Source organism: Enterococcus sp. DIV0086, assembly GCF_050498705.1.
GTDB lineage: Bacteria > Bacillota > Bacilli > Lactobacillales > Enterococcaceae > Enterococcus > Enterococcus faecalis.
The window spans coordinates 645,164-669,469 of record NZ_JBNIDN010000001.1 but is presented as its reverse complement, the minus strand read 5'-3'; the positions used below and the strand labels follow the sequence as shown (position 1 = coordinate 669,469).

Genomic DNA, 24,306 nt, shown 5'->3' with positions numbered 1-24,306 from the left:
AGAAACCGATGAATATATTAGTGATTGGGCGTGGTGGTCGTGAACATGCAATCGCCAAAAAATTACAGCAAGAAGACAAAGTCAAGACTGTTTATTGTGCACCAGGTAATCCTGGTATGAGTGGTGATAATATTCGGACTGTACCTATCGGTGAAGAGCAGCAAACGGAACTAATTCAATTTGTGAAGGATAATCAGATTGATTGGACATTCATCGGACCGGAAACGCCATTAATTGAAGGAATTGTAGATGCCTTTCAAGCAGCGGGATTACTGATTTTTGGCCCGACAAAAGCAGCTGCAATAATTGAAGGTTCAAAAAGTTTTGCGAAAGATTTTATGCAAAAATACCAGATTCCAACGGCAGAATATCGGGTCTTTCGACGTTTGGCACCTGCCTTAGAATATATTGAACAGCAAGGAGTACCAATTGTTATTAAGGCGGATGGTTTGGCAGCTGGAAAAGGAGTAGTAGTTGCCGAAACAAAAGAAGCCGCAAAACGGGCGCTAGTTGCGATGATGGAGGACCAACAATTTGGAGTAAGCGGTCAAACGGTTGTAATCGAAGAATTTTTGCAAGGAGAAGAATTTTCCTTAATGGCTTTTGTTTCTAATGAGAAGGTATATCCGATGGTGATTGCTCAAGATCATAAGCGGATTTTCGATGGGGATGCTGGTCCGAATACAGGGGGGATGGGTGCTTACACACCAGTGCCTCAGATCCCAGAAGAAGCGGTTCAGAAAGCCATTAGCCAAGTCCTGAAACCGACTGCTAAAGGAATGGTGGCTGAAAAACGTCCGTTTCAAGGGATTTTATATGCTGGTTTAATCCAAACAGCAACTGGCCCCAAGGTTATTGAATTTAATGCTCGATTTGGGGATCCAGAAACACAAGTTGTGTTGGCACGTTTAGAGAGTCCCCTTTCAGAAATAATTTCTTCATTGCTGGTGAAAGAGCAACCAACGATTGCATGGAATGAGTTAGCGAGTGTTGGTGTTGTTGTAGCAGCAGAAGGCTATCCTAATCAATACAAGACAAATCTACCATTGCCCGAAATGTCTGGTGAAACCATCTATTATGCAGGGGTAACTCGTTCAAAACAGGCTCTGGTTTCGGCTGGCGGACGAATCTTTTTAGCAGAAGCAACTGCTTCGACTCTTGAAGAAGCCTGCAAAAAAGTTTATCAAACATTGGATAATTACTCATTTCCTGGAATGTACTATCGAAAAGATATAGGCGTGAAAGGCTTGATTTAGGATTTTCAAAAACAGAGGCAAGGACATTTAATCAAATGTTTCCTTGTCTTTTTTTTATTGCAAATTCAGATAGGGAGGCATAAACTGAAAGTATATCCATCATTAAACTAGAGGAGAAAGCTAAAATAATGAGAGAGAAGCAGATTGAAAAAGTTAGTCAGCGGTTATTTATTGTTACAAGTATTTTAGCAGTCAGTTTACTATTATTAAGTGCGGTGGTCTATCCTGATTTACCAGCTCGTGTGCCCATTCATGTGAATTTTTGGTGCGAGGGTAATTCATTTGGCCCAAGATCTAGTATATTTATGTGGCCAGCGGTCCTGTTTGGCTTGAGTATTTATCAACTAAGTTATCAATCAGTACAACCATATGGCAGATGGCTGAAGGTATTATTAATCATTGTTAATCTTGGCGCTTTGTTTAGTATTCTGCGTCTATTTATTCATTTGTTGGTTTGAAGGGGGCGAAAGGTGAGAAAATGAGAAAGCTAATTTTGGTTTTTGTGGGTTGTGCCATGGCCTTTTGTTTATGGCCTAATCAAGCGGCGGCTGTAGCTGGTGGCTATGGCGATGGACGTGTAGAAAGTCCTAGCGGAGGTAATCCCTCGAATGGTTTTTCGCCAAGCGGTGATGGATCAAGAAGTTATGTTCATCATAACGAGACCGGGACCAGCAACACAACGCCACTGGAAGGCTTAATTTCAACAGTGTTTTTTGTTCTTTTTGGGGGCGCGATGATTTGGCAAAGACGCCGTAGAAATCAACCAGTCGATGAAGGCGCTTTTCAAGAAATGTGGGCAGCATTACCTGGAACATCAAAAGAAAAAAAGGCACTCTTAAAAGAAATACAACAAACGTTTTTAGAAATACAACAAGCGTGGGATCAAGAAAACTTGTCTGTAGTCAAAGATAACTATACAGAAAAACTTTATCAAAAACATCTTGCAGTATTACAAGCAAATCAACAAGCGGGCATCAGAAATCATGTAAAAAAAGTGAAAGTAGCGCCAGCTTCGAATTATCATCCTATTAGTGAAACCAGTTTTTCACTGATGCTTCATTTTTCTTGTATTGACTACTAGGAAGATATTCAAAGCGGTCGTGTTTTATCGGGATACAAGCATCAAAAACAATATTTTTCACAACTTTGGTATTTTGATTACAATCCATCTCTTGGAAAATGGCAAGCAGACTTCATTCAACCTAAAGGATAGTGCTAAAAAGCGCTTGGGGTTTAAACCCCAAGCGCTTTTTTATTCTTCGATGCGTTTTACAAGCTGTATTTTTTTATTTAATACGTAAATCAGAATACCGCCGACGGTCATTGAAAGAAGTTCACCAAGTCCAACGGTCAACCATGTGTACCAAAAAGGTAACTGATAAAAGAACGTTAAGGGTCCGGCGACAGTGAACATGGACAAAGCAAAAAGAATGGCCGTTAGCATTAGTTTAATCAATAAATTTTGCTGATTTTTTGTCGCAAAATAGGCAATCCATAAGACTGCGCACGTTCCAGCGCTACCGATAACTATATCGATGATACCAAGAGGTGAAGCGGTGTTGGCAATCGCAACCCCTAACGTAATGGACCAGATATATCGCTTGTTAAAAACGCCTAAATAATTAAATAATTCGGCAAGACGAAGCTGTATCGGACCAAAACTAAGCGGAGCGAGAAGTAAAGTGACAACGACATACAAAGCGGTAACCAGCGCCATTTTAGCCAAAGCCGTAGCTGACCACGTACTGGTTTGTGGATTTGATGAATGATTCATTTAAGATTCTCCTTTATAAAACAACGACGTGTTTTAGTGATAACCATAACCAAAGGAAGGGCAGTAAAGCCAACTGAAGTGTTATGGTGTGAGTTGCCTCACTGTGTTACATGTTACTGAAGAACAGACACTCTGTAAAGTCTTTTTATTTCATGGTCCAACCACCATCAATGGTCATAACTGTGCCATGGATATAATCAGCGTCATCACTAGCTAGAAATAATGAAAGTTTTGCTACCTCTTGTGGCTGTGCCCAACGGCCCGCGGGTGTTTCACGTGCTACCCAAGTAGCCATTTCACCTTCTCCTGCAAAATCAGCTGCGTTCATGGGTGTTTGGATGGCACCTGGCGCAATCGCATTTGCTCGAATGCCTAATTTGGCATAATCGTAGGAAAGTTGTTTTGTATACCCGATGATTGCGTGTTTGGAGGCAGTGTATGCTGCGCCGCCTCCCCCAGCTACTAAGCCAGCGATAGATGCCATATTAACGATTACTCCTTTTTTTTGTTGGAGGAAATAAGGTAATAGAGCATTGGTCACTAAAAAGACACTTTTTAAATTGGTTGCTAAAATTTGATCCCATAAAGCTTCCGAAGTTTCTAGAGAAGGACGATAATCATCTAAAATACCTGCCGTATTTAATAAAATATCAATTTGGCCGTTGTCTTTCAAAATTTGTTTCATCGTGGCTTGCACAAATGCGGGAGAAGACACATCACCGACAAAATAAGTAAATGGCTTAGCAGAATCTGGGTTAACCAGTGCGGCTGTCTGCTTTAACCCCGTTTCGTCTAGGTCGATGCCAATAACTTCAGCACCTTGCTCAGCAAAGGCAATTGCTTGTGCTTGGCCAATCCCTGAAGCTGCACCGGTTACAAGCACCCGTTTTGTTTCAAATTCTTTTGGCATAAGAAAAACTCCTTTAAACATTTAAAAATTAAGGTCTGGAAGAACGAGCAATCGCCGTAATCTGCCAGACCTTATATGTGTAATTATGCTTCAACAATCACCCAATCTTCTGCTAAGACATCACAAGGTGTTGGTGAAAACATGCTGTAGCCCTCATCAGAAGTTTTGATTAAAAAATACGGGGTAACTTGTAAAAATTCACCTTCGGAGGTGCCAATTTCATCACGTAATTCAATAAAAAGTTCAAAACCGCTCCAGCCTTTACGTACGGCTTTTTTTCCTGCTTTAATCTGTGGCAATACTTCTTCAAATGTCATTTGCTTGTGCTCCTTTTTCGTTAAATGGTAGTTCGTGATAGCTCGTTGCGCCTTTTTCAATTGTCAACTGACCGTTAAGTAGATCCGTCATTTCAGCTATAAATGTTTCTGTTGCTTGTTCATCTACTAAACAAATTAACTGAATAGACTCTGTGTAAATAGTTTCTTTAAGCGTGTAGGGACTATGTTCCAAAAAGGCTTGGGCTTTTCCTAATAAAGGATAGGCGATCGTAATCAATAGCTCTTGTTGCAATTTGCCAATGACTAAACCAATTTCATCTAAAGTGTGGGAAAGAGCATGACTATATGCTCGGATTAAACCACCAGTGCCTAATTTTATTCCGCCAAAATAACGAGTGACAACAGCGACTACGTTGATTAACTCTTTTTTCTTTAAGACTTCTAGCATTGGAACACCAGCAGTGCCACTAGGTTCGCCGTCATCGCTGCTCCGCTGAATGTCATTTTTTTCGCCGATCACAAAAGCACTACAATTATGATTGGCTTTCCAATGTTCTTTTTTTATTGCGGCGATAAAGGCTTTTGCTTCTTCTTCTGATGTTACGCGCTTTACAGAACAGATAAACCGCGATTTCTTGATTTCAATCTCGCTGAAACCATCTTGTTTGACTGTAATATAGCTTTCTAACATATGGGCATCCTTTTCTCTCGTAATAAAGTCAGTATAAAAAAGAATCAACTGAATAGCAACTTTTTCTCTCATCTTTTTTGTGAGATTTTTGGAAAAAAACGTTATAATAAGGTATGATAGAGAAAAGGGAGGCGCTGGAAAATGGTACATACACGACAGAAAAAATATGATACAATTACTCATTATTTGAAAACGAATGGCGGTTCCCAAGTTACTTTGACCTTTACTCAGTTTGATGAATTGTTATTCCCTCATTCTGGTTTACCAAAAACTGCTAAGACAGATGTCGATTGGTGGGCGAACGATTATAAGCATCCAGAAAAGGGCGCTTATGGTTGGTTGAATGCGAGTTACCAAGTAGTTCAAGTGAATTTGGAAAAAGAATATGTGGTATTTAATAAATTGCTGAAGTCAGCATGGTACGTTTAAACTAGGATTGTATCCGCTTTAAAAAACAAGAATGATTGACAAAAATTAACTTTACACTATAATATTTTTAATAGATAATGTTGAAAATTGAAAAAGGCAAAGGTAAAAGGGGCTGTTAAAATGTCAAAAAAAACAATTATGTTAGTTTGCTCCGCAGGAATGAGTACTAGTTTACTTGTTACAAAAATGCAAAAAGCAGCATTTAATCAAGGCTTAGATGCCCATATATTTGCGGCTTCTGCATCGGAAGCAGAAACAAATTTAGAAAATAATCCAGTCGATGTGTTATTGTTAGGTCCACAAGTTCGTTATATGAAGAGTGATTTTGAAAAGCGTCTATCACCAAAAGGTATCCCAACAGATGTCATTAGCATGTCTGATTACGGCTTAATGAACGGGGAAAAAGTGTTGGAACAAGCCTTGGGTTTGTTAGCACAAGCAGATAAAAAAGAGTAAAAACAAGTTGTTTTTTCGAGAATCTTCGAAAAAGCAACTTGTCTTTTTTTATGACTTTAGTTAATTGGAATTGAGCTGAAGCAGTCATTCTGGTTTATCAGTTCCATAAATTATAGAGCCGAAATTAGTCCTGTGAGCTAGAGAAAGACAACTGTCTTTAATTTTTTACTTTAATCTAGATACTAAAAAAACATACTTAACAATCTATTTTCTGAATAATGAACGCCTTTTTCCGTAGTCTGAAAGTAGTAATTCAAAGAATGATTAACAATATTATTATATACAAGTCATTACAGTATGGCATAAGCAATTCGAATAACAGACTTATTCAGCAAATAAATGAGAGAGAATTCTGTTTTTGTTGTTTAAAAATAATGAGGTTATTTCATAAGGCATACTTTCTTCATACGTGATTTCTAAAGGACTATCTTTATCAAAAGAAATAATTTGTGAGTCAGGCATTGCAAGTAATATAGGTGAATGAGAGACAATAATAAACTGAGACCCCTCATCAATTAGTTTTTTTATAGGTATCATTAAGGCTAGTTGGCGTTGAGGTGAGAGAGCCGCTTCAGGTTCATCTAACAGGTACAGACCATTTCCTCTAAACCGATGGTTCACCAGATTCAAAAAACTTTCGCCGTGTGATTGATGATGTAGGGATTTATCGCCATATTCAGAAAAATCTAAGTCTATATTTTCTGCATATGTAGCAACATTGTAGAAACTTTCAGCTCTTAAAAAGAAGCCATCCGTAGCACGCTTTACACTTTTTCCAACAGTTAAATAATTATGTAAATCCAAGTGAGTATCGTTTGTAGAGAAATTAAAATTAATACTACCGCCTTCAGGATTAAATCCCCAATTGACTGCGATTGCTTCTAATAAAGTGGATTTTCCAGTTCCATTTTCACCTGAAAAAAAAGTAATAGGTTTTTTAAAATTTAGTGAATTAAATTTATTCAGCCCTTCAATTTTTGAAAAAACAGAATCTTCTTCAAAAGCTTTGAGTTCTAGTCTTTTTAAAAAAATATTTTCCATGATAAAGCTTGCTCCTCTCTAGTCTTTTCAAATTAAAGCTTGAATTACTAGATATACTTTAACATTAATTTTTCTTTAAAGGTAGATAAATTTGTTATAAAAAATCTGCATATAGGTAAGTCGAAAGTGGAAGATTCGTGTAAACAATAAAGCGTATCAAGAGTTTGTTTAGTAGGTAACGACTAGATAAGAATAGAAAGATAACGGTGGGAGATTTCCTTTTTCGCAAAAAAGCTAGAGAAATGCGTATTTTATAATTGAGGTGGTTAACATGGAAGACTTGCATGGACGTAAAATAATTATTGAAGAAACAGAACGTTCAATACAGACAAAACTGGTTTATTTACCAACAATGTTAGAGCGTTCCCCCCTAACAATTCAATGTCAGCGGTGCGGGGAAGTCGTATCCAAAAAAGAAAACAGACTGGCGACAAATGTATACTACTGTCATGCGTGCATTCAATTAGGCCGTGTGACTTCTTGTCAAAAATTTTGTCATTTACCAGAAAGGCCCAATAGCCCAAGAACTGTCTTTTTTGAGTGGTCTGGACAATTAACAAAGGGACAGCAAGCGATCTCAGTTGAACTTTGTGAGACGGTAAAAATAAGGGAGAATCGCTTAGTGTGGGCAGTTACAGGTGCAGGCAAAACAGAAATGTTATTTGCTGTTTTGCACCAAACCTTACAAGAAGGGGGACGAATTGCGCTGGCTTCGCCGCGTGTCGATGTTTGCTTAGAACTGTTTCCCAGAATCCAAGCGGTTTTTCCTCACGAAGCAATTGCTTTACTTCATGGAAACAGTCAAGAAGCGTATCGTTATACGAAACTAGTGATTTGCACCACCCATCAATTATTGAAATTCCATCAAGCGTTTGATTTACTTATCGTTGATGAAGTAGACTCTTTTCCTTTTGTTAATAACGAGCATCTTTATTATGGAGTGCGTAACGCACGAAAAAAAAGAAGTAGTTTGGTGTACTTAACAGCAACCCCTACGAAAGAATTACGGAAGCTTTTACAGCAAAAGAAGTTAGCAGCCAGTATTTTGCCAGCAAGATATCATCGTAGGCCATTACCTGTGCCACGCCGATTTTGGGTTCAGTCGTGGCAACGTCTTTCTAGCAAAAATATTAAAATCATTGCACATCATTTGAAACGTTTATTGGTGCGTAATTCAGTTTTACTATTTTGCCCAAGCATTTCATTAATTCACCAATTGCATGCATTAATAGCTGAGCGATTTTCCGACAAAGAAGTTGTCGCCGTTTATGGTAGTGATGAGCTTCGCCTGGAAAAAGTTCAAGCAATGCGTCAGCAGAAAACGGATATTTTGATCACTACAACCATTTTAGAACGTGGTGTGACTTTTGATGCAGTCTCAGTTATTGTTTATGGTGCCAATCATCGAGTCTTCACTTCTTCAACACTTGTCCAAATTGCGGGCCGAGTCGATCGAAGACAAGAATTCAATTACGGCGAAGTTTTATTTTTACATGATGGGGAAACAAGAGACATGAAAGAGGCAATTCGGCAAATAAAGCAAATGAATCGCTTGGCTAACAAACGAGGGATGTTAGATGGATTGTAAAAATTGCGCAAGCCCCATTCGTTTGGAGATAACATTAAAAATGCTCTTACGTTTTAAAAAATGGGCGAGGCCTTCACTTTGCCAGCACTGCCAAGCAAAGTTCCAGAAACTGCCAATGACAGGCACTTGTTTTGGCTGTAGTCGCGTCAGCCAAGAGCGCTATTGTTTTGATTGTCAAAGGTGGCAGCTGCTTTATCCAGAGTATTCTTTTCATAATGCAGCGTTGTTTCATTATGATGAAGGAATGCAAGAGTGGATGGAACGCTATAAATTTCAAGGAGACTATCGCTTAAGAATGTGTTTTAACGAGGAAATCAACTTTTACTTTCAGCAACAATCTGCGGACTATATTATTCCGGTGCCCTTATCCGAAAAACGAATGCAAGAACGAGGCTTCAACCAAGTAATTGGCTTACTAGAAGCGGCTGATGTTCCGTACAGCCCTTTTTTAATTAGAAAAGAGGAAAATGTTCCGCAATCTAAGAAAACTAGAAAGGAAAGGATGCAGTTGCAACAACCATTTGACATCCAAAAAGAAAACCAAAAAAAATTAAAAAATTGTTCTGTTATTTTGGTGGATGACATCTATACCACTGGACGAACTCTTTTCCACGCAGCTGCTGTTATCAATGACTGTTATCCTAAAAGTTTGAATACGTTTACTCTCGCGCGGTAAAAAGAAAAGAATTCATAAATTTGATGACTATTTTGTTGGCAAAACCCAGATTATTCGATATAATGAAATTAAGAAGAAGGGAATTAAAGAGTGGTCCTTTAATCTTTTCTTTACTGGTAGATGAAAGGGGTAATTGTTATGTTTAGATATAATGTACGTGGAGAAAATATCGAGGTAACCGAAGCGATTCGAGACTATGTTGAGAAAAAAGTCGGTAAATTAGAAAGATATTTCAGCGATTCACCTGAAGCAACGGTTCACGTGAATTTGAAAGTGTACACTGAAAAAACAGCCAAAGTCGAGGTTACTATTCCTCTTCCTTATCTAGTTTTACGAGCTGAAGAAACGTCACCTGATTTATACGCAAGTATTGATTTGGTTGTCGATAAATTAGAACGACAAATTCGTAAATTTAAAACAAAAATCAACAGAAAATCTCGTGAAACAGGACGTAACAATACAAAAGCCGCTGTCTTCTTAGTTGGTGAAGAAACAGAAGAAACACCTTCAGAATTAGACATCGTTCGTACAAAACGTCTATCATTAAAACCGATGGACAGTGAAGAAGCTGTTTTACAAATGAACATGTTAGGACACAACTTCTTTATTTTTGAAGATGCTGAAACAAATGGAACAAGCATTGTTTACCGTCGTAAAGATGGCAAATATGGCTTGATTGAAACAGACTAAAGCTTAAAATAAGAGCTGAAATGCCTTCGTGCATTTCAGCTCTTTAAACATCTTTAAAGCACGGAGTAAAGAAAAAATAAAGAAATACATAAAATAACTTTAAAAGTTCCTCTTTTAAAGGAAAATGTCTGTAAAATAGAGAGAAATGGTTTTCTTTCTCGTCAAGTAATGATAAAATAAAACGGATAGATTGTGCTTCTTGTACAAAAAGGATACAAAAATAAAAAGAGGTAATTGAAAGGAACACAGATACCAATGGCAAATTTTTTGAAAAAAATGATTGAAAACGATAAAAAAGAATTAAGACGATTAGAAAAAATCGCCGATAAAATTGATGCACATGCAAGTGCAATGGAACAACTAAGCGATGAACAATTACGTGAAAAAACAGATGAATTTAAAGCCCGTTATCAAAAAGGGGAAACCTTAGACGAACTATTACCAGAAGCGTTTGCGGTTGTCCGTGAAGCTGCTAAACGTGTACTAGGTTTATTCCCATACCGTGTCCAATTAATGGGTGGGATTGTGCTTCATGACGGGAACATTCCTGAAATGAGAACAGGTGAAGGGAAAACCTTGACTGCCACAATGCCTGTATACTTGAATGCACTATCTGGCGAAGGAGTACACGTTGTTACAGTTAATGAATACTTAGCAACCCGTGACTCTAACGAAATGGGAGAATTATATAATTTCTTAGGCTTAAGCGTTGGCTTAAACATTAACTCTAAATCTTCTGATGAAAAACGTGAAGCGTATAACTGTGATATCACTTATAGTACAAATAACGAATTAGGATTTGACTATTTGCGTGATAACATGGTTGTTTATCGCAGCCAAATGGTTCAACGTCCATTAAACTATGCAATTGTCGATGAAGTGGATTCAATCTTAATTGATGAAGCAAGAACCCCATTAATTATTTCTGGACAAGCTGAAAAATCGACAGCACTCTATACGCGTGCCGATAATTTTGTCAAACGCTTAAAAGAAGACGAAGATTACAAAATTGATATTCAGTCTAAAACAATTGGTTTAACAGAAGCAGGTATTGAAAAAGCTGAACAAACTTTTGGATTGGATAACCTTTACGATATTGAAAATACAGCATTAACGCACCATTTAGATCAAGCGTTACGGGCAAACTATATCATGTTATTAGACATTGATTACGTGGTTCAAGACAATAAAGTCTTAATTGTTGACCAATTTACTGGTCGTATCATGGATGGTCGTCGTTATTCTGATGGCTTGCATCAAGCGATTGAAGCAAAAGAAGGCGTCGAAATTGAAGATGAAACAAAAACAATGGCGACGATTACGTTCCAAAACTACTTCCGGATGTACAAAAAACTAGCCGGGATGACTGGTACTGCTAAAACAGAAGAAGAAGAATTCCGTGAAATTTACAATATTCAAGTCATTCAAATTCCAACCAATCGTCCAATTATCCGTGACGATCGTCCAGATTTACTTTATCCAACCTTAGAAAGTAAATTTAATGCAGTGGTGGAAGATATTAAAGAACGTTACCACAAAGGACAACCAGTGTTGGTGGGGACTGTTGCGGTAGAAACGTCAGAATTACTTTCTGATAAATTAAACGCAGCTAAAATTCCTCATGAAGTATTGAATGCGAAAAATCACTTTAAAGAAGCCGAAATCATTATGAACGCCGGTCAAAAAGGCGCAGTTACAATTGCAACAAATATGGCTGGTCGTGGAACGGATATTAAACTTGGTTTAGGTGTACTTGAACTAGGTGGTCTAGCGGTTATCGGGACAGAACGTCATGAGTCACGTCGTATTGATAATCAGTTGCGTGGACGTGCAGGACGTCAAGGGGATCCAGGGGTTTCACAATTTTATTTATCTTTAGAAGATGACTTAATGAAACGCTTTGGTTCAGAACGAATTAAAACATTCTTAGAACGAATGAATGTGCAAGAAGAAGATGCAGTTATTCAAAGTAAAATGTTTACTCGCCAAGTAGAGTCTGCTCAAAAACGTGTGGAAGGAAATAACTATGACACACGTAAAAATGTCTTACAATACGATGACGTGATGCGCGAGCAACGTGAAGTTATTTATGCGCAACGACAAGAAGTAATTATGGAAGAAAATGACTTGTCTGATGTATTGATGGGCATGGTAAAACGGACGATTGGCCGAGTGGTGGATAGCCATACACAATTAGAAAAAGAAGAATGGAATTTAGATGGGATTGTCGATTTTGCAGCCTCAACACTTGTCCATGAAGATACGATTTCTAAAAAAGATTTAGAAAATAAATCAGCTGAAGAAATCAAAGACTACTTAGTGGCACGTGCGCAAGAAGTATTTGAAGAAAAATCTCAACAATTGAATGGCCAAGAACAATTGCTAGAATTTGAAAAAGTAGTCATCTTGCGTGTTGTCGATACTAAATGGACAGATCACATTGATGCAATGGATCAATTACGCCAATCTGTCGGGTTACGTGCGTACGGTCAAAACAACCCATTAGTAGAATATCAAACAGAAGGTTATTCTATGTATAACAATATGGTGGGTTCAATCGAATATGAAGTAACACGTTTATTCATGAAATCGGAAATTCGCCAAAATGTCCAACGTGAGCAAGTAGCTCAAGGACAAGCGGAACATCCAGAAACAGAACAAGATGCAGCTGCACAAAGCAACACAAGTGCGAAGCGTCAACCTGTGCGTGTAGATAAAAAAGTGGGCCGTAATGATTTATGCCCATGCGGAAGTGGCAAAAAATTCAAAAATTGTCATGGAAGAAACGCTTAATTAAAGAAAAAACGCAGGGTGGGGCAATTTGTCCCGCCTTTGCTCTTTTTACAATAAAGAGAAAGAAGGAATCATTTTGGAAAACCCAGAAATTCGTACATTATTAGACGAAATGACACAAAAAATTACTAGCTTCAGGAGGTCTCTTTGACTTAGACCAGTTAGAAGAAGACATTGCCGAGGCGGAAAATCGGATGGGAGAACCTGGTTTTTGGGACAACACAGAAACGGCTCAAAAGCTAATTAACGAAACCAATAGTTTGAAAGAAAAATATCAACAATTTCATCAGCTCTCTGAGGAACTTGACGAATTAACGGTGATGTTTGAATTACAACAAGAAGAATATGATACAGAGATTCAAGAAGAATTGGAAGAAAGAATTCATCTCTTGCAAGAACGTTTAACAACGTATGAGCTATCCTTACTACTAAATGAGCCATATGATCATAATAATGCCCTAATTGAATTACACCCTGGTGCCGGTGGTACTGAGTCACAAGACTGGGGAAGTATGCTTTTACGAATGTATACACGTTGGGCAGAAAGTCACGGTTTCCAAGTTGAAACGTTGGATTACCAAGCTGGAGATGAAGCAGGGATTAAAAGTGTCACCTTATTAATCAAAGGTTACAATGCTTATGGTTACCTAAAATCTGAAAAAGGTGTCCATCGTCTTGTGCGGATTTCGCCCTTTGATTCCGCCAAACGCCGTCATACTTCGTTTTGTTCAGTTGATGTAATGCCTGAATTAGACGATACAATAGAGATTGCGATCAATCCAGATGACTTAAAAATTGATACCTATCGAGCAAGTGGTGCCGGTGGTCAACATATTAATAAAACAGAATCGGCTGTTCGAATCACACATATTCCAACAGGCACCGTTGTCGCAAGCCAAGCACAGCGTTCTCAATTAAAAAACCGTGAGCAAGCAATGAGTATGTTAAAAGCCAAATTATATCAATTGGAAATGGAAAAGAAAGCCCAAGAAGCAGCAAGTTTACGTGGTGAACAAATGGAAATTGGTTGGGGCTCACAAATCCGTTCTTACGTGTTCCATCCGTATTCAATGGTCAAAGACCATCGGACAAATTACGAAACCGGCAATGTACAAGCTGTGATGGATGGAGACCTTGATGGTTTCATTGATGCCTACTTAAAACAGCGCTTAAGTTAAGCTCTTCATTAAATTGAAATAAAAATGTAACTTAATGCAAGAAGTTTGCAATATTGACATGTTATAATGAGTAGGATTGAAGAAAAAAGAGATGGAGAGAACGCCATGATTGAAATGAAAGATGTAATGAAGAAATATTCGAATGGTACAACAGCGATTCGGAATATTTCAGTAGAGATTGACCAAGGCGAGTTCGTCTATGTGGTTGGTCCCTCAGGTGCAGGGAAATCAACCTTTATTAGATTAATGTATCGTGAAGAAAAAGCAACAAAAGGTAATTTGACAGTTGCAGGTCATGATTTAATGAAAATAAAAAATAAAGAAGTTCCTTATTTACGTCGTGAAATCGGCATCGTTTTCCAAGACTATAAACTATTACCAAAGAAAACTGTGTATGAGAACGTGGCCTATGCGATGCAAGTTATCGGACGACGTCCTCGCGAAATCAAAAAACGCGTGATGGAAGTTTTAGATTTAGTCGGTCTAAAACATAAGGTACGTGTTTTTCCAAGCGAACTTTCTGGTGGGGAACAGCAACGGGTATCCATTGCACGAGCAATCGTAAATACACCGAAAGTTTTAATTGCCGATGAACCAACTGGGAACTTAGATCCAGAGAATTCATGGGAAATCATGAAATTGTTGGACCGGATTAACGCACAAGGAACAACAGTCGTGATGGCAACGCATAATAGTACAATTGTAAATACGATTCGTCACCGTGTTATTGCCATTGAAAATGGTCGCATTATCCGTGACCAAGTGGAAGGAGAATACGGCTACGATGATTAGAACATTCTTTTCTCATTTATTTGAAAGTATCAAAAGTTTAAAACGGAACGGTTGGATGACTGTTGCCTCAGCAAGTGCGGTTACAATTACATTAGTTTTAGTTGGTATTTTTATGGGCGTTATTTTTAATGCAACGAAACTTGCTGATGATGTCGAAAAAAACGTGACAGTGTCAGTTTTTGTCGATATTGGTACAAAACAAAATGAAATGAAAACATTAGAAAAACAACTTAAAGGATTAGACAATGTTGAAGATATTTCTTATTCAAACAAAGATCAACAATTGAAAAAAATCCAAGAACAAATGGGGGATGCCTGGAATCTTTTCGAAGGCGACAGTAACCCATTATACGATGTGTATTATGTCCGTGCGAAAACACCAGAAGACACGAAAGATATTGCGAAACAAGCAGCTAAATTCCCAAGTGTTTTTAAAGCCGATTACGGTGGTGTAAACTCAGACAAAATCTTTAAAATCGCTCAAACCGTTCGAACTTGGGGCTTAGCAGCTGCTGCATTACTTTTATTCGTTGCAGTGTTCTTAATTTCCAATACCATTCGGATTACGATTTTATCTCGTCAAAAAGAAATCCAAATTATGCGTCTTGTAGGAGCGAAAAACAGTTTCATTCGTTGGCCGTTCTTCTTAGAAGGTGCTTGGATTGGGTTGATTGGCGCAATCGTGCCAGTCATTATTATGACGTTAGGCTACCATCAAGTTTATAACATGTTCAACCCGCAGTTATTGCGTTCGAATTATTCATTAATTCGTCCAGAAGATTTTATCTGGAAAGTCAATCTATTAATGATTGCAACAGGAATGATTATTGGATCACTAGGTTCAGTTATTTCAATGCGTCGTTTCTTGAAAATTTAAACGAAAAAAAGCTCTCCATTTTGGAGAGCTTTTTTTGTTTTAGTTTTAAAATACTTGTTATTTAATTTAAGAGTTTTCTCAGTTGTACCAACAAATTGATAACTTATAATTTTCAAGTCCTACATATAATGGTAAAATAGAATAGATTGAAATTAATTGGAGGAATAATGAATCGATGAAAAAAAGATTGCTATTATTTATTGGTTTGGCAAGTATACTTACTTTGACAGGATGTGCAAAATGGATTGATCGTGGTGAATCCATCACAGCGGTAGGCTCATCAGCTTTACAACCATTAGTAGAGACAGCGAGTGAGGAATATCAAAGCCAAAATCCGGGAAGATTTATTAATGTCCAAGGTGGCGGAAGCGGAACAGGTCTGAGTCAAGTCCAATCTGGCGCGGTAGACATTGGTAATTCTGATTTATTTGCAGAAGAGAAAAAGGGCATCAAAGCGGAAGACTTAATTGATCATAAAGTTGCTGTCGTTGGGATTACACCAATCGTTAACAAAAATGTCGGTGTCAAAGATATCTCAATGGAAAATTTAAAGAAAATCTTTTTAGGTGAAGTAACAAACTGGAAAGAACTTGGCGGGAAAGACCAAAAAATTGTTATTTTGAACAGAGCGGCCGGTAGTGGTACGCGCGCTACTTTTGAAAAATGGGTCTTGGGAGATAAAACAGCCATTCGTGCGCAAGAACAAGATTCCAGCGGCATGGTTCGTTCCATTGTTTCTGATACACCAGGAGCGATTAGTTATACCGCATTTTCATATGTTACTGATGAAGTAGCTACGTTAAGTATTGATGGTGTTCAGCCAACAGATGAAAATGTAATGAACAATAAATGGATTATTTGGTCTTATGAACACATGTATACTCGTAAAAATCCAAGTGATTTAACCAAAGAGTTTTTAGACTTTATGTTGTCAGATGATATCCAAGAACGTGTGATTGGTCAATTAGGGTATATTCCTGTTTCGAAAATGGAAATTGAACGGGATTGGCAAGGAAATGTCATTAAATAATTCTCTTAACACAAAATTTACAAACTTAACATAAAATTTACATGTTATTAAAAACAAATTGATGTAAAAAAGGTACACTATTTTTATCTGTAAAAGTTGGATTGTTTGAGGAGGAAATATTCTTGGAAGATGTACAGAAAAAATTATTAACAAAATCGAAAAGAGCCAAGATGGAGCAACGAGGGAAATTTATTAGTTTCCTATGTATTGCCTTAATTGTAGCAGTGGTTGTTTCAATTTTCTATTTTGTTGCAAGTAAAGGACTTGCTACATTCTTTAAAGATAAGGTTAATGTGTTTGATTTCTTATTTGGAACAAACTGGAACCCAAGTGATATCGGCGCAGACGGTAAACCCATGGTTGGGGCTTTACCGATGATTGCGGGTTCCTTTATTGTAACGTTTTTGTCAGCGATTGTTGCGACGCCATTTGCGATTGGAGCGGCTGTTTTTATGACAGAAATTTCACCAAAAAAAGGAGCGAAATTTTTACAACCAGTTATTGAATTACTTGTAGGGATTCCCTCTGTTGTTTATGGATTTATTGGTTTATCTGTCATTGTTCCTTTTGTCCGTTCAATCTTTGGCGGAACTGGCTTCGGTATTTTAGCTGGTACGTTTGTGCTATTTGTCATGATTTTACCAACGGTTACTACGATGACCGTAGATGCATTAAAAGCTGTGCCTCGACATTATCGTGAAGCGTCGTTGGCGCTTGGTGCTACGCGTTGGCAAACGATTTATAAAGTTGTCTTGCGGGCAGCTGTGCCTGGTATTTTAACTGCGGTTGTCTTTGGTATGGCTCGTGCGTTTGGTGAAGCCTTAGCAATCCAAATGGTAATCGGAAATGCAGCTGTGATGCCAACTAGTTTGACAACACCAGCTTCGACACTAACAAGTATTTTGACAATGGGAATTGGGAATACAATTATGGGAACAGTTGAAAACAACGTTCTTTGGTCTTTAGCCTTGATTCTATTGTTGATGTCTTTACTATTCAACATTGTTATCCGAATTATCGGTAAGAGAGGAGCCTTAAAATAATGAATGCAAAAAAAGCAGATAAAATCGCAACAGGTATCTTATATGCCGTATCTGGCGTCATTGTTTTAATTTTGGCGGCCTTACTGATTTACATTTTAGCTAGAGGAATTCCACATATTTCGTGGGAATTTTTAACACAACCATCCAGAGCCTATCAAGTTGGTGGTGGGATTGGTATTCAGCTGTTTAACTCACTATATTTACTATTGATTACAATGATTATTAGTATTCCAATTTCATTGGGTGCTGGAATTTACTTATCGGAATATGCGAAAAAGAATTGGTTAACTGATTTAATTCGTACCTCGATTGAAATTTTAAGTTCATTGCCTTCCGTTGTTGTCGGGCTGTTCGGCTTCTTGATTTTCGTTGTACAAATCGGATATGGCTTTTCAATCTTATCAGGTGCGTTAGCATTAACATTTTTTAACTTACCATTATTGACTAGAAATGTTGAGGAATCTTTGAAAGCCATTCATTATACACAGCGTGAAGCGGGGTTAGCCTTAGGTCTTTCACGTTGGGAAACAGTTAAAAAAGTTATTTTGCCAGAAGCATTACCAGGAATTTTGACAGGTGTTATTTTGAGTTCTGGTCGGATTTTCGGTGAAGCCGCTGCGTTAATTTATACAGCAGGACAAAGCGCACCTGCCTTAGATTTCAGTAATTGGAATCCATTGAGCGTTTCAAGTCCAATTAGCATTTTCCGTCAAGCGGAAACGTTGGCTGTGCATATTTGGAAAATTAATACCGAAGGAACGATGCCAGATGGCGCTGCGGTCTCAGCAGGTGCCTCCGCTGTGTTAATTTTAGTAGTTTTACTTTTCAATTTCGGCGCTCGTTTTATCGGCAACCGTCTTTATAAGAGAATGACATCAGCTTAATGTTAGGGGAATTAGCATGAAAGAATACAATTTAAATGATACCCATTTACTTCAACTAGATAGCCAAAAAGACCCGATTGCGTTACACACGGAAGACTTACATGTCTTTTACGGGGACAATGAGGCTATCAAAGGTGTTGATTTGCAATTTGAAAAGAACAAAATAACCGCCTTAATTGGACCTTCTGGTTGCGGTAAATCCACGTATTTACGTTCGCTAAATCGTATGAACGATGGCATTGCCAATTCACGTGTTACTGGAAAAATCATGTATAAAGATGTCGATGTCAATACGAAAGAAGTTGACGTCTACGAAATGAGAAAACGCATTGGCATGGTTTTTCAGCGGCCCAATCCATTTAGTAAATCTATCTATGAAAATATCACATTCGCATTGAAACAGCATGGTGAAAAGGATAAGAAAAAATTAGATGAAATCGTTGAAACAAGTTTGAAGCAAGCCGCACTTTGGGATCAAGTGAAAGATAACTTAAACAAAAGCGCCTTAGCTCTGTCTGGTGGGCAACAACAACGTTTGTGTATCGCTCGGGCAATTGCGATGAAACCAGATATTTTATTGTTAGATGAACCGGCAAGCGCGTTAGATCCGATTTCAACAGGAACGGTTGAAGAAACGTTAGTGAATTTAAAAGATGATTACACGATCATCATTGTGACACATAACATGCAACAAGCGGCGCGGATTAGTGACTATACAGCTTTCTTCTATATGGGTAAAGTCATTGAATACGACCATACAAGAAAAATCTTTACACGACCAAAAATTCAAGCAACGGAAGACTACGTTTCAGGACATTTTGGTTAGGAGGAGCAAGATGGGCAAAGAAATTATTTCATCAAAAGATTTACATTTATATTACGGGAAAAAAGAAGCATTGAAAGGCATTGATTTAACTTTTAATCAAGGAGAATTAACTGCCATGATTGGTCCTTCTGGTTGCGGGAAGTCAACGTATTTACGTTGCTTGAATCGTATGAATGATTTAATCCCAGACGTAACTATTACTGGAAGTGTCGTCTATAAAGGAAAAGATATTTATGGACCGAAAACAGATAACGTTGAATTACGTAAAGAAATTGGCATGGTTTTCCAACAACCTAATCCATTTCCGTTTTCAGTTTATGAAAATGTGATTTATGGCTTGCGCCTAAAAGGAGTCAAAGACAAGCAAGTCTTAGATGAAGCAGTTGAAACCAGTTTGAAAGCTGCTGCCGTTTGGGAGGATGTCAAAGATAAACTTCACAAAAGTGCACTTTCACTTTCTGGTGGACAACAACAGCGGGTTTGTATCGCTCGTGTTTTAGCTGTGGAACCGGATATTATTTTATTAGATGAACCAACTAGCGCCTTGGACCCAGTTTCTAGTGGTAAAATTGAAAACATGCTGTTAACATTAAAAGAGAAATATACCATGATTATGGTGACACATAATATGTCACAAGCATCACGGATCTCTGATAAAACGGCCTTCTTTTTACAAGGTGATTTAATTGAATTTAATGACACGAAAAAAGTATTTTTAAATCCAAAAGAAAAACAAACAGAAGATTACATTTCTGGTAAATTTGGTTAAAAGGGGGAAAAAGAATGTTACGGACACAATTTGAAGAAGAACTATTGAATCTGCACAATCAATTTTATGAAATGGGTATGATGGTTAGTAGTGCCGTCCATAAATCTGTTAAGGCATATATTAATCATGATAAAAAATTGGCTCAAGAAGTGATTGATCGCGATATTGAAATTAATGATATGGAAGTCAAACTTGAGAAAAAGAGTTTTGAAATGATTGCGTTACAACAACCAGTGACAACAGACTTACGTATGATTATTACTGTTATGAAAGCTAGTTCGGATTTAGAAAGAATGGCGGACCATGCCGTTTCAATTGCTAAATCAACGATTCGCTTAAAAGGAGAAACACGTATTCCTGAAATTGAAAAAGAAATTTCAGATATGTCTGATTATGTGAAAAAAATGGTGGATAATGTTTTAATCGCCTATGTTAAAACGGATCAAAAAGATGCACGAATGATTGCACAAATGGATGATCGTACTAATGAATATTTCGATAGTATTTACAAACATGCCGTAGAAGCAATGAAAGCTAATCCAGAAACGGTCATTAGCGGAACTGATTATCTACATGTGGCACAATACTTGGAAAGAATTGGCGACTATGTCACAAATATTTGTGAGTGGATTGTTTACTTGGCAACTGGTAAAATTACCGAATTGAATAGTAATCGTGACGAACAATTTTAAGAAAAACAAATAAAAAAAACTAGGAGACGGCCTTTTTTAGACCAATTCCTAGTTTTTTTAGCGTAAAATGAACTGATTTTATAAAACTAGTCCTTACTAATGAGAAGAAATCGTTCTTAAGTCCTATGACAAATGATCAAAAACAAGGCATAATAATGCATGTAAGGAAAACACTATTGAGTGAAAAATTTGCTAAGGAGGCAATATCCATGAAAGAAAGAGAACGCGTATTAGAATTAGTGAAAAAAGGTATTCTAACGTCAGAAGAAGCGTTAATTTTATTAGAAAATATGGCAACTGAAAAAGATGAAAAACAAATCGAAAAAGCTGCTGAAAAAGTCGATACACAAAATATTGGAACAACAAATAAAGAAGATCAAGTCGCAGATTTAATGGATGCATTAGAAAAAGGCGAATCAGAAGGACCTACTGTTGATCCGTTTGAAGAAAATACACAGGACAGTGCAGAAAAAGATCGTGAAAACTTAGAAAGAATTCTTGATGAGTTAGCAACAAAAGCCAATCGTGCTTCGGCTGAATTGGACGAAGTCAACGCAGAAATTGCCGGCATCAAAGAAGAAATTAAAGAAGTCGCAGAAGAAATTGGAACATTAGATACAAAAGAAGAGTTAGATGCATTAACAGAAGATGAACAAGTTCAACGAAAAGACTTGCACGTTTTACTTGCACAATTAGAAGAAAAATTAGCGACTCAAAGTACTGAAAAAACAGCACTGGAAGAAGAACTAAAAAACATTCGCAAAGAACAATGGAAAGGTCAATGGAATGATACAAAAGAAAAAGTTTCTTCTCAATTCTCTGAAGAGTGGAAAGATCAAGCCACAGACACCTTTAACCAAGTCGGCGGCAAAGTTGCCGAAGTTGGCGGTCAAGTGGGAGAATTCTTGAAAAAAACATTTAATTCTTTCAGTGATACCATGAATGATAATGTGGAATGGAAAGACATTAAAATGAAAGTTCCTGGTGTGGCAACAACTAAGTTTGAACATGAATTTAACTATCCAAATCCACAAGCAAGTTTAATTGATGTCAAGGTAGCAAATGGTACCGTGGTTTTCAAAACTTGGGATCAAGAAGATGTGAAAGTCGAAGCAAAAATCAAATTATATGGTAAAATGGCAGGAGATTCACCAATGGAAGCTTTCTTAGAACGAAGTGACATTGATGTGGATGATGAAACAATTTCTTTCCAAGTGCCAAACAAACGAGTGAAAGCAGATTTAACGTTCTATTTACCAAAACGCACTTACGATCATGTATCTGTTAAATTATTAAACGGAAATGTCTTAGTAGAAGAGTTAACAGCGAAAGATGTTTACACAAAATCAACGAATGGGACGATTACGTTTAAAAAAATTGATGCAACTATGTTAGAAATTGAAGGCGTGAATGGTGAAATTAAAGTCCTAGAAGGAACAATTTTAGATAACATTATTGAAACAGTCAATGGCGATGTGTCTATTTCCGCGGCACCAGAAAGTCTAAGTGTCTCTCTGATTAATGGAGATATCCGCATTACAGCTAAAGAAAAAACGCTTCGCCGTGTTGAAGCAAGCTCTGCAAATGGGAATATCAAGTTGGCCTTGCCAAATGACTTAGGCGTTGAAGGGCAAGTGAAAACTAATTTAGGTAGTATTAACAGCCGTTTAACAGATATTGAAGTTGTTCGTGAAAAGAAAGATCGCGGCAATCAACAATTACATTTTAGACGTGTACTGGAAGAATCAATGGCTCAAATTAATGCTTCTACAACAACGGGAAGTATTTTCCTAAAAGATACGGATAAATAATTAATAATTTTAAGCTAGATGGGCTGACGAATCAGTCTTTCTAGTGTAAAATTTAGTAGACGAGGTGAAAACATATGAAAAGAAAACTAACAAAATCTCCGAATAACGTGGTTTTAACAGGAAGCTTAGCTGGGATTGCTGATTGGCTAGGAATTGACCCAACAATTATTCGTGTCGTTTATGTCTTGCTCAGCTTTTTCTCAGCAGGATTTCCAGGCATTCTCTTATACATTGCCTTAGCAGTCTTGATCCCTTCTGGAAGAACAGGAAGCGATCGCGGCTACGGCCATCAAAATCCTTATAATAGAAATGTTCGCAATGAAAATCCTTATGCTGCCAATAAAAAGCAACGTAAAGAAGCGGAAAAAATTGATGATGACGAATGGAGTGACTTTTAATGACATATTTTCAGCGATTGGTTGTTAATACACTGACATTCATTTCTTTATCAGTTGTTTTTCCTGGCATGATTCATGTGAGAGGCATAATGCCTGCAATTATTGCCGCCTTTGTTCTCTCAATCCTAAATATGTTGGTGAAACCAGTCTTAACAATCTTGTCGCTCCCATTTACTTTATTAACGTTTGGTCTATTTAGCTTTGTTGTCAATGCAGCGATTTTACAAATGACCTCGTTTTTTGTGGGGGAAATGAACTTTGGCTTCTCAAGTTTTTGGGCAGCGGTGCTAATGGCTGTAATTATGTCAATTGTCAATACGATCGTTACGGATCACAATTTATCTAAATATGAATAAAAAAAGCCTGAAGAACGTAGCATAAAATGCGTTCTTCAGGCTTTTTCGATGGTTAAATTTTCTAGGTGACATTCTGGATGGCGGCTGATATAGCCATATAAAATGTTTAAAAAATCAACTTGTTGCTTCGAGTAATGCTCAATTGTTTTCGGTGATTTTTTGGGCATGATTTTTTTTGCTAGTTCAAGCGGTGAATATTTTTGAAACGTTTGTTTAGTTACAACACGTGTTGCTACCACCAAGCCTTGGTAAATTAAATAGTATTTGATTTTTTTCTGACAAGGTAACCACATCAGTTGCCAATCTCGTTGGTTAGCTTGACTAATTCGTTGATTTTGGTTTGCAAAGCGCGTCAAAAAGAGCCAATCTTCTTTGAGTTTTGCCGCTTTTTCGAAGGCTTGTTTTTCAGCAGCTTCTTGCATTTGTTGAGCAATTCGTTTGATTGGTTCTCGTCCTTGATTATGGAAAAAGTCGAACAATTCTTGTTGAAATAGTTCGGTCGGAATGGCACTCTCTTTTTGAAAGGTTTGATGCCAATAGTTGGTTGGGACGAGATCGTAGATACTATCCAAAATTATTTTTAAACGGTTTAATTTTCGACGAATCGAATAAGGACCAAAACAGTTCTCTTTAGTGGGAATATTTAAGAGTTTAATCTCTAATTGCCGCTCATTAACGGCTACCGATACATAAGAATATTGTTCATAAGCATTCATTTGGCGATTGTAGCGCGGCCGATACTGTTGAATCAGTTGACATTCTAGAAGGAGCGCATCCAATTCTGTGTCAGTATGGAGAACATCGAAGTCTATAATTTGTTTGACTAAACGCATCGTCTTTCGAGAATGTTGATTACTATTAATAAAATAGCTCGACACGCGATTTTTTAATTTTTTGGCTTTACCCACATAAATAATTGTGTCGGTTGCGTCTTTCATTAAATAAACACCCGGTGTTAACGGTAATTGATGGGCTTTTTCCTTTAAATATTCTTTCATAAGTTTCCTCTTTTCTTAAAAGGATCGGCTTCAAGTATACAAAGTTTTCTGAAATAGTCAAGTAACAGAA

26 protein-coding genes and 1 pseudogene are annotated in these 24,306 nt (G+C 37.4%); 21 read left to right on the top strand and 6 right to left on the bottom strand.

All coding sequences use genetic code 11. The features are described from left to right. Positions 1–8 precede the first annotated feature (8 nt). The 3 genes and pseudogenes from purD (at position 9) to IGI63_RS03205 (ending at position 2,469) form a co-directional block, all read left to right on the top strand. Entirely contained in the window at positions 9–1,256 is a 1,248-nt protein-coding gene (purD, locus tag IGI63_RS03215; protein ID WP_429975299.1) for a phosphoribosylamine--glycine ligase, read from the top strand. 128 nt (positions 1,257–1,384) lie between these two features. After that, the gene (locus IGI63_RS03210) at positions 1,385–1,714 is read left to right on the top strand and encodes a DUF1648 domain-containing protein (protein ID WP_429975297.1); all 330 of its coding nucleotides are present in this window, start codon (positions 1,385–1,387) and stop codon (positions 1,712–1,714) included. A gap of 20 nt (positions 1,715–1,734) precedes the next feature. After that, positions 1,735–2,469 (top strand): annotated as a pseudogene (locus tag IGI63_RS03205) (TIM44-like domain-containing protein). A gap of 39 nt (positions 2,470–2,508) precedes the next feature. Here the strand turns inward: IGI63_RS03205 and IGI63_RS03200 are convergent. The 4 genes from IGI63_RS03200 to IGI63_RS03185 all read right to left on the bottom strand — a co-directional run bounded on the left by IGI63_RS03200 (position 2,509) and on the right by IGI63_RS03185 (position 4,909). After that, the gene (locus tag IGI63_RS03200; RefSeq protein WP_202563282.1) at positions 2,509–3,030 is read right to left on the bottom strand and encodes a QueT transporter family protein; all 522 of its coding nucleotides are present in this window, start codon (positions 3,028–3,030) and stop codon (positions 2,509–2,511) included. Between the two features lie 145 nt (positions 3,031–3,175). Next, complete coding sequence (locus tag IGI63_RS03195; RefSeq protein ID WP_002410597.1) at positions 3,176–3,961, bottom strand: 3-oxoacyl-ACP reductase; 786 nt, start codon at positions 3,959–3,961, stop codon at positions 3,176–3,178. Positions 3,962–4,023: 62 nt separating this feature from the next. Beyond that, positions 4,024–4,257 carry a DUF2829 domain-containing protein gene (locus IGI63_RS03190; protein WP_002357284.1) on the bottom strand — a complete coding sequence of 78 codons (234 nt, stop codon included), beginning with the start codon at positions 4,255–4,257 and terminating at the stop codon, positions 4,024–4,026. Continuing rightward, positions 4,247–4,909 (bottom strand): YigZ family protein, encoded by a 663-nt coding sequence (locus IGI63_RS03185; protein ID WP_002357285.1) that lies wholly within the window; start codon positions 4,907–4,909, stop codon positions 4,247–4,249. The genes IGI63_RS03190 and IGI63_RS03185 overlap by 11 nt, the downstream gene beginning before the upstream one ends. A gap of 141 nt (positions 4,910–5,050) precedes the next feature. On the opposite strand from IGI63_RS03185, the gene IGI63_RS03180 reads away from it, so the two are divergent. Both IGI63_RS03180 and IGI63_RS03175 read left to right on the top strand, forming a co-directional pair. After that, positions 5,051–5,338, top strand: coding sequence for a DUF7662 domain-containing protein (locus IGI63_RS03180; protein WP_002357286.1), 288 nt, complete (start codon positions 5,051–5,053; stop codon positions 5,336–5,338). A gap of 120 nt (positions 5,339–5,458) precedes the next feature. Continuing rightward, positions 5,459–5,794, top strand: coding sequence for a PTS sugar transporter subunit IIB (locus tag IGI63_RS03175; RefSeq protein ID WP_002360150.1), 336 nt, complete (start codon positions 5,459–5,461; stop codon positions 5,792–5,794). Positions 5,795–6,118: 324 nt separating this feature from the next. Here the strand turns inward: IGI63_RS03175 and IGI63_RS03170 are convergent, their stop codons facing one another. Continuing rightward, complete coding sequence (locus tag IGI63_RS03170) at positions 6,119–6,835, bottom strand: AAA family ATPase (protein ID WP_429975295.1); 717 nt, start codon at positions 6,833–6,835, stop codon at positions 6,119–6,121. A 271-nt stretch (positions 6,836–7,106) separates the two neighbouring features. Between IGI63_RS03170 and IGI63_RS03165 the strand changes: the two genes are divergently transcribed. The 16 genes from IGI63_RS03165 to IGI63_RS03090 all read left to right on the top strand — a co-directional run bounded on the left by IGI63_RS03165 (position 7,107) and on the right by IGI63_RS03090 (position 23,238). Then, on the top strand, positions 7,107–8,423 hold the full coding sequence (locus IGI63_RS03165) for a DEAD/DEAH box helicase (RefSeq protein ID WP_113803277.1): 1,317 nt from the start codon (positions 7,107–7,109) through the stop codon (positions 8,421–8,423). Beyond that, entirely contained in the window at positions 8,413–9,099 is a 687-nt protein-coding gene (locus IGI63_RS03160; protein WP_115240479.1) for a ComF family protein, read from the top strand. Before IGI63_RS03165 ends, IGI63_RS03160 begins: the two co-directional genes overlap by 11 nt. Before the next feature lie 138 nt (positions 9,100–9,237). Next, on the top strand, positions 9,238–9,789 hold the full coding sequence (gene hpf / locus IGI63_RS03155) for a ribosome hibernation-promoting factor, HPF/YfiA family (RefSeq protein ID WP_002357293.1): 552 nt from the start codon (positions 9,238–9,240) through the stop codon (positions 9,787–9,789). A 255-nt stretch (positions 9,790–10,044) separates the two neighbouring features. Next, positions 10,045–12,582, top strand: a complete 2,538-nt coding sequence (gene secA / locus IGI63_RS03150) for a preprotein translocase subunit SecA (protein WP_002381826.1) — start codon at positions 10,045–10,047, stop codon at positions 12,580–12,582. Between the two features lie 76 nt (positions 12,583–12,658). Further along, positions 12,659–13,760 (top strand): peptide chain release factor 2 gene (gene prfB, locus IGI63_RS03145; RefSeq protein WP_100068981.1). Its coding sequence is split into 2 segments (ribosomal slippage): positions 12,659–12,730 and positions 12,732–13,760, totalling 1,101 coding nucleotides; the frame shifts between segments, so codons are not numbered across the junction. A gap of 105 nt (positions 13,761–13,865) precedes the next feature. Next, the gene (gene ftsE, locus IGI63_RS03140) at positions 13,866–14,552 is read left to right on the top strand and encodes a cell division ATP-binding protein FtsE (protein WP_002361935.1); all 687 of its coding nucleotides are present in this window, start codon (positions 13,866–13,868) and stop codon (positions 14,550–14,552) included. Next, entirely contained in the window at positions 14,545–15,429 is an 885-nt protein-coding gene (gene ftsX / locus IGI63_RS03135) for a permease-like cell division protein FtsX (protein ID WP_002360154.1), read from the top strand. The genes ftsE and ftsX overlap by 8 nt, the downstream gene beginning before the upstream one ends. Before the next feature lie 175 nt (positions 15,430–15,604). After that, on the top strand, positions 15,605–16,459 hold the full coding sequence (locus tag IGI63_RS03130; protein ID WP_002357298.1) for a phosphate ABC transporter substrate-binding protein PstS: 855 nt from the start codon (positions 15,605–15,607) through the stop codon (positions 16,457–16,459). A gap of 122 nt (positions 16,460–16,581) precedes the next feature. Then, positions 16,582–17,502 carry a phosphate ABC transporter permease subunit PstC gene (gene pstC / locus IGI63_RS03125; protein WP_429975294.1) on the top strand — a complete coding sequence of 307 codons (921 nt, stop codon included), beginning with the start codon at positions 16,582–16,584 and terminating at the stop codon, positions 17,500–17,502. Continuing rightward, entirely contained in the window at positions 17,502–18,386 is an 885-nt protein-coding gene (gene pstA / locus IGI63_RS03120; RefSeq protein WP_002357300.1) for a phosphate ABC transporter permease PstA, read from the top strand. Before pstC ends, pstA begins: the two co-directional genes overlap by 1 nt. 16 nt (positions 18,387–18,402) lie before the next feature. Then, positions 18,403–19,212 carry a phosphate ABC transporter ATP-binding protein PstB gene (gene pstB, locus IGI63_RS03115; RefSeq protein WP_002357302.1) on the top strand — a complete coding sequence of 270 codons (810 nt, stop codon included), beginning with the start codon at positions 18,403–18,405 and terminating at the stop codon, positions 19,210–19,212. A gap of 10 nt (positions 19,213–19,222) precedes the next feature. Further along, on the top strand, positions 19,223–19,981 hold the full coding sequence (gene pstB, locus IGI63_RS03110) for a phosphate ABC transporter ATP-binding protein PstB (protein WP_002357303.1): 759 nt from the start codon (positions 19,223–19,225) through the stop codon (positions 19,979–19,981). A 14-nt stretch (positions 19,982–19,995) separates the two neighbouring features. Then, entirely contained in the window at positions 19,996–20,673 is a 678-nt protein-coding gene (gene phoU / locus IGI63_RS03105; protein WP_002357304.1) for a phosphate signaling complex protein PhoU, read from the top strand. A 209-nt stretch (positions 20,674–20,882) separates the two neighbouring features. Beyond that, positions 20,883–22,484, top strand: a complete 1,602-nt coding sequence (gene liaX / locus IGI63_RS03100) for a daptomycin-sensing surface protein LiaX (protein WP_078131206.1) — start codon at positions 20,883–20,885, stop codon at positions 22,482–22,484. Between the two features lie 74 nt (positions 22,485–22,558). Then, positions 22,559–22,882, top strand: a complete 324-nt coding sequence (locus tag IGI63_RS03095; RefSeq protein WP_002357306.1) for a PspC domain-containing protein — start codon at positions 22,559–22,561, stop codon at positions 22,880–22,882. Beyond that, positions 22,882–23,238, top strand: a complete 357-nt coding sequence (locus IGI63_RS03090; RefSeq protein WP_002357307.1) for a phage holin family protein — start codon at positions 22,882–22,884, stop codon at positions 23,236–23,238. Before IGI63_RS03095 ends, IGI63_RS03090 begins: the two co-directional genes overlap by 1 nt. Before the next feature lie 35 nt (positions 23,239–23,273). Here the strand turns inward: IGI63_RS03090 and IGI63_RS03085 are convergent, their stop codons facing one another. Further along, positions 23,274–24,236 (bottom strand): GIY-YIG nuclease family protein, encoded by a 963-nt coding sequence (locus IGI63_RS03085; protein ID WP_002364069.1) that lies wholly within the window; start codon positions 24,234–24,236, stop codon positions 23,274–23,276. Between the last annotated feature and the right edge of the window lie 70 nt (positions 24,237–24,306).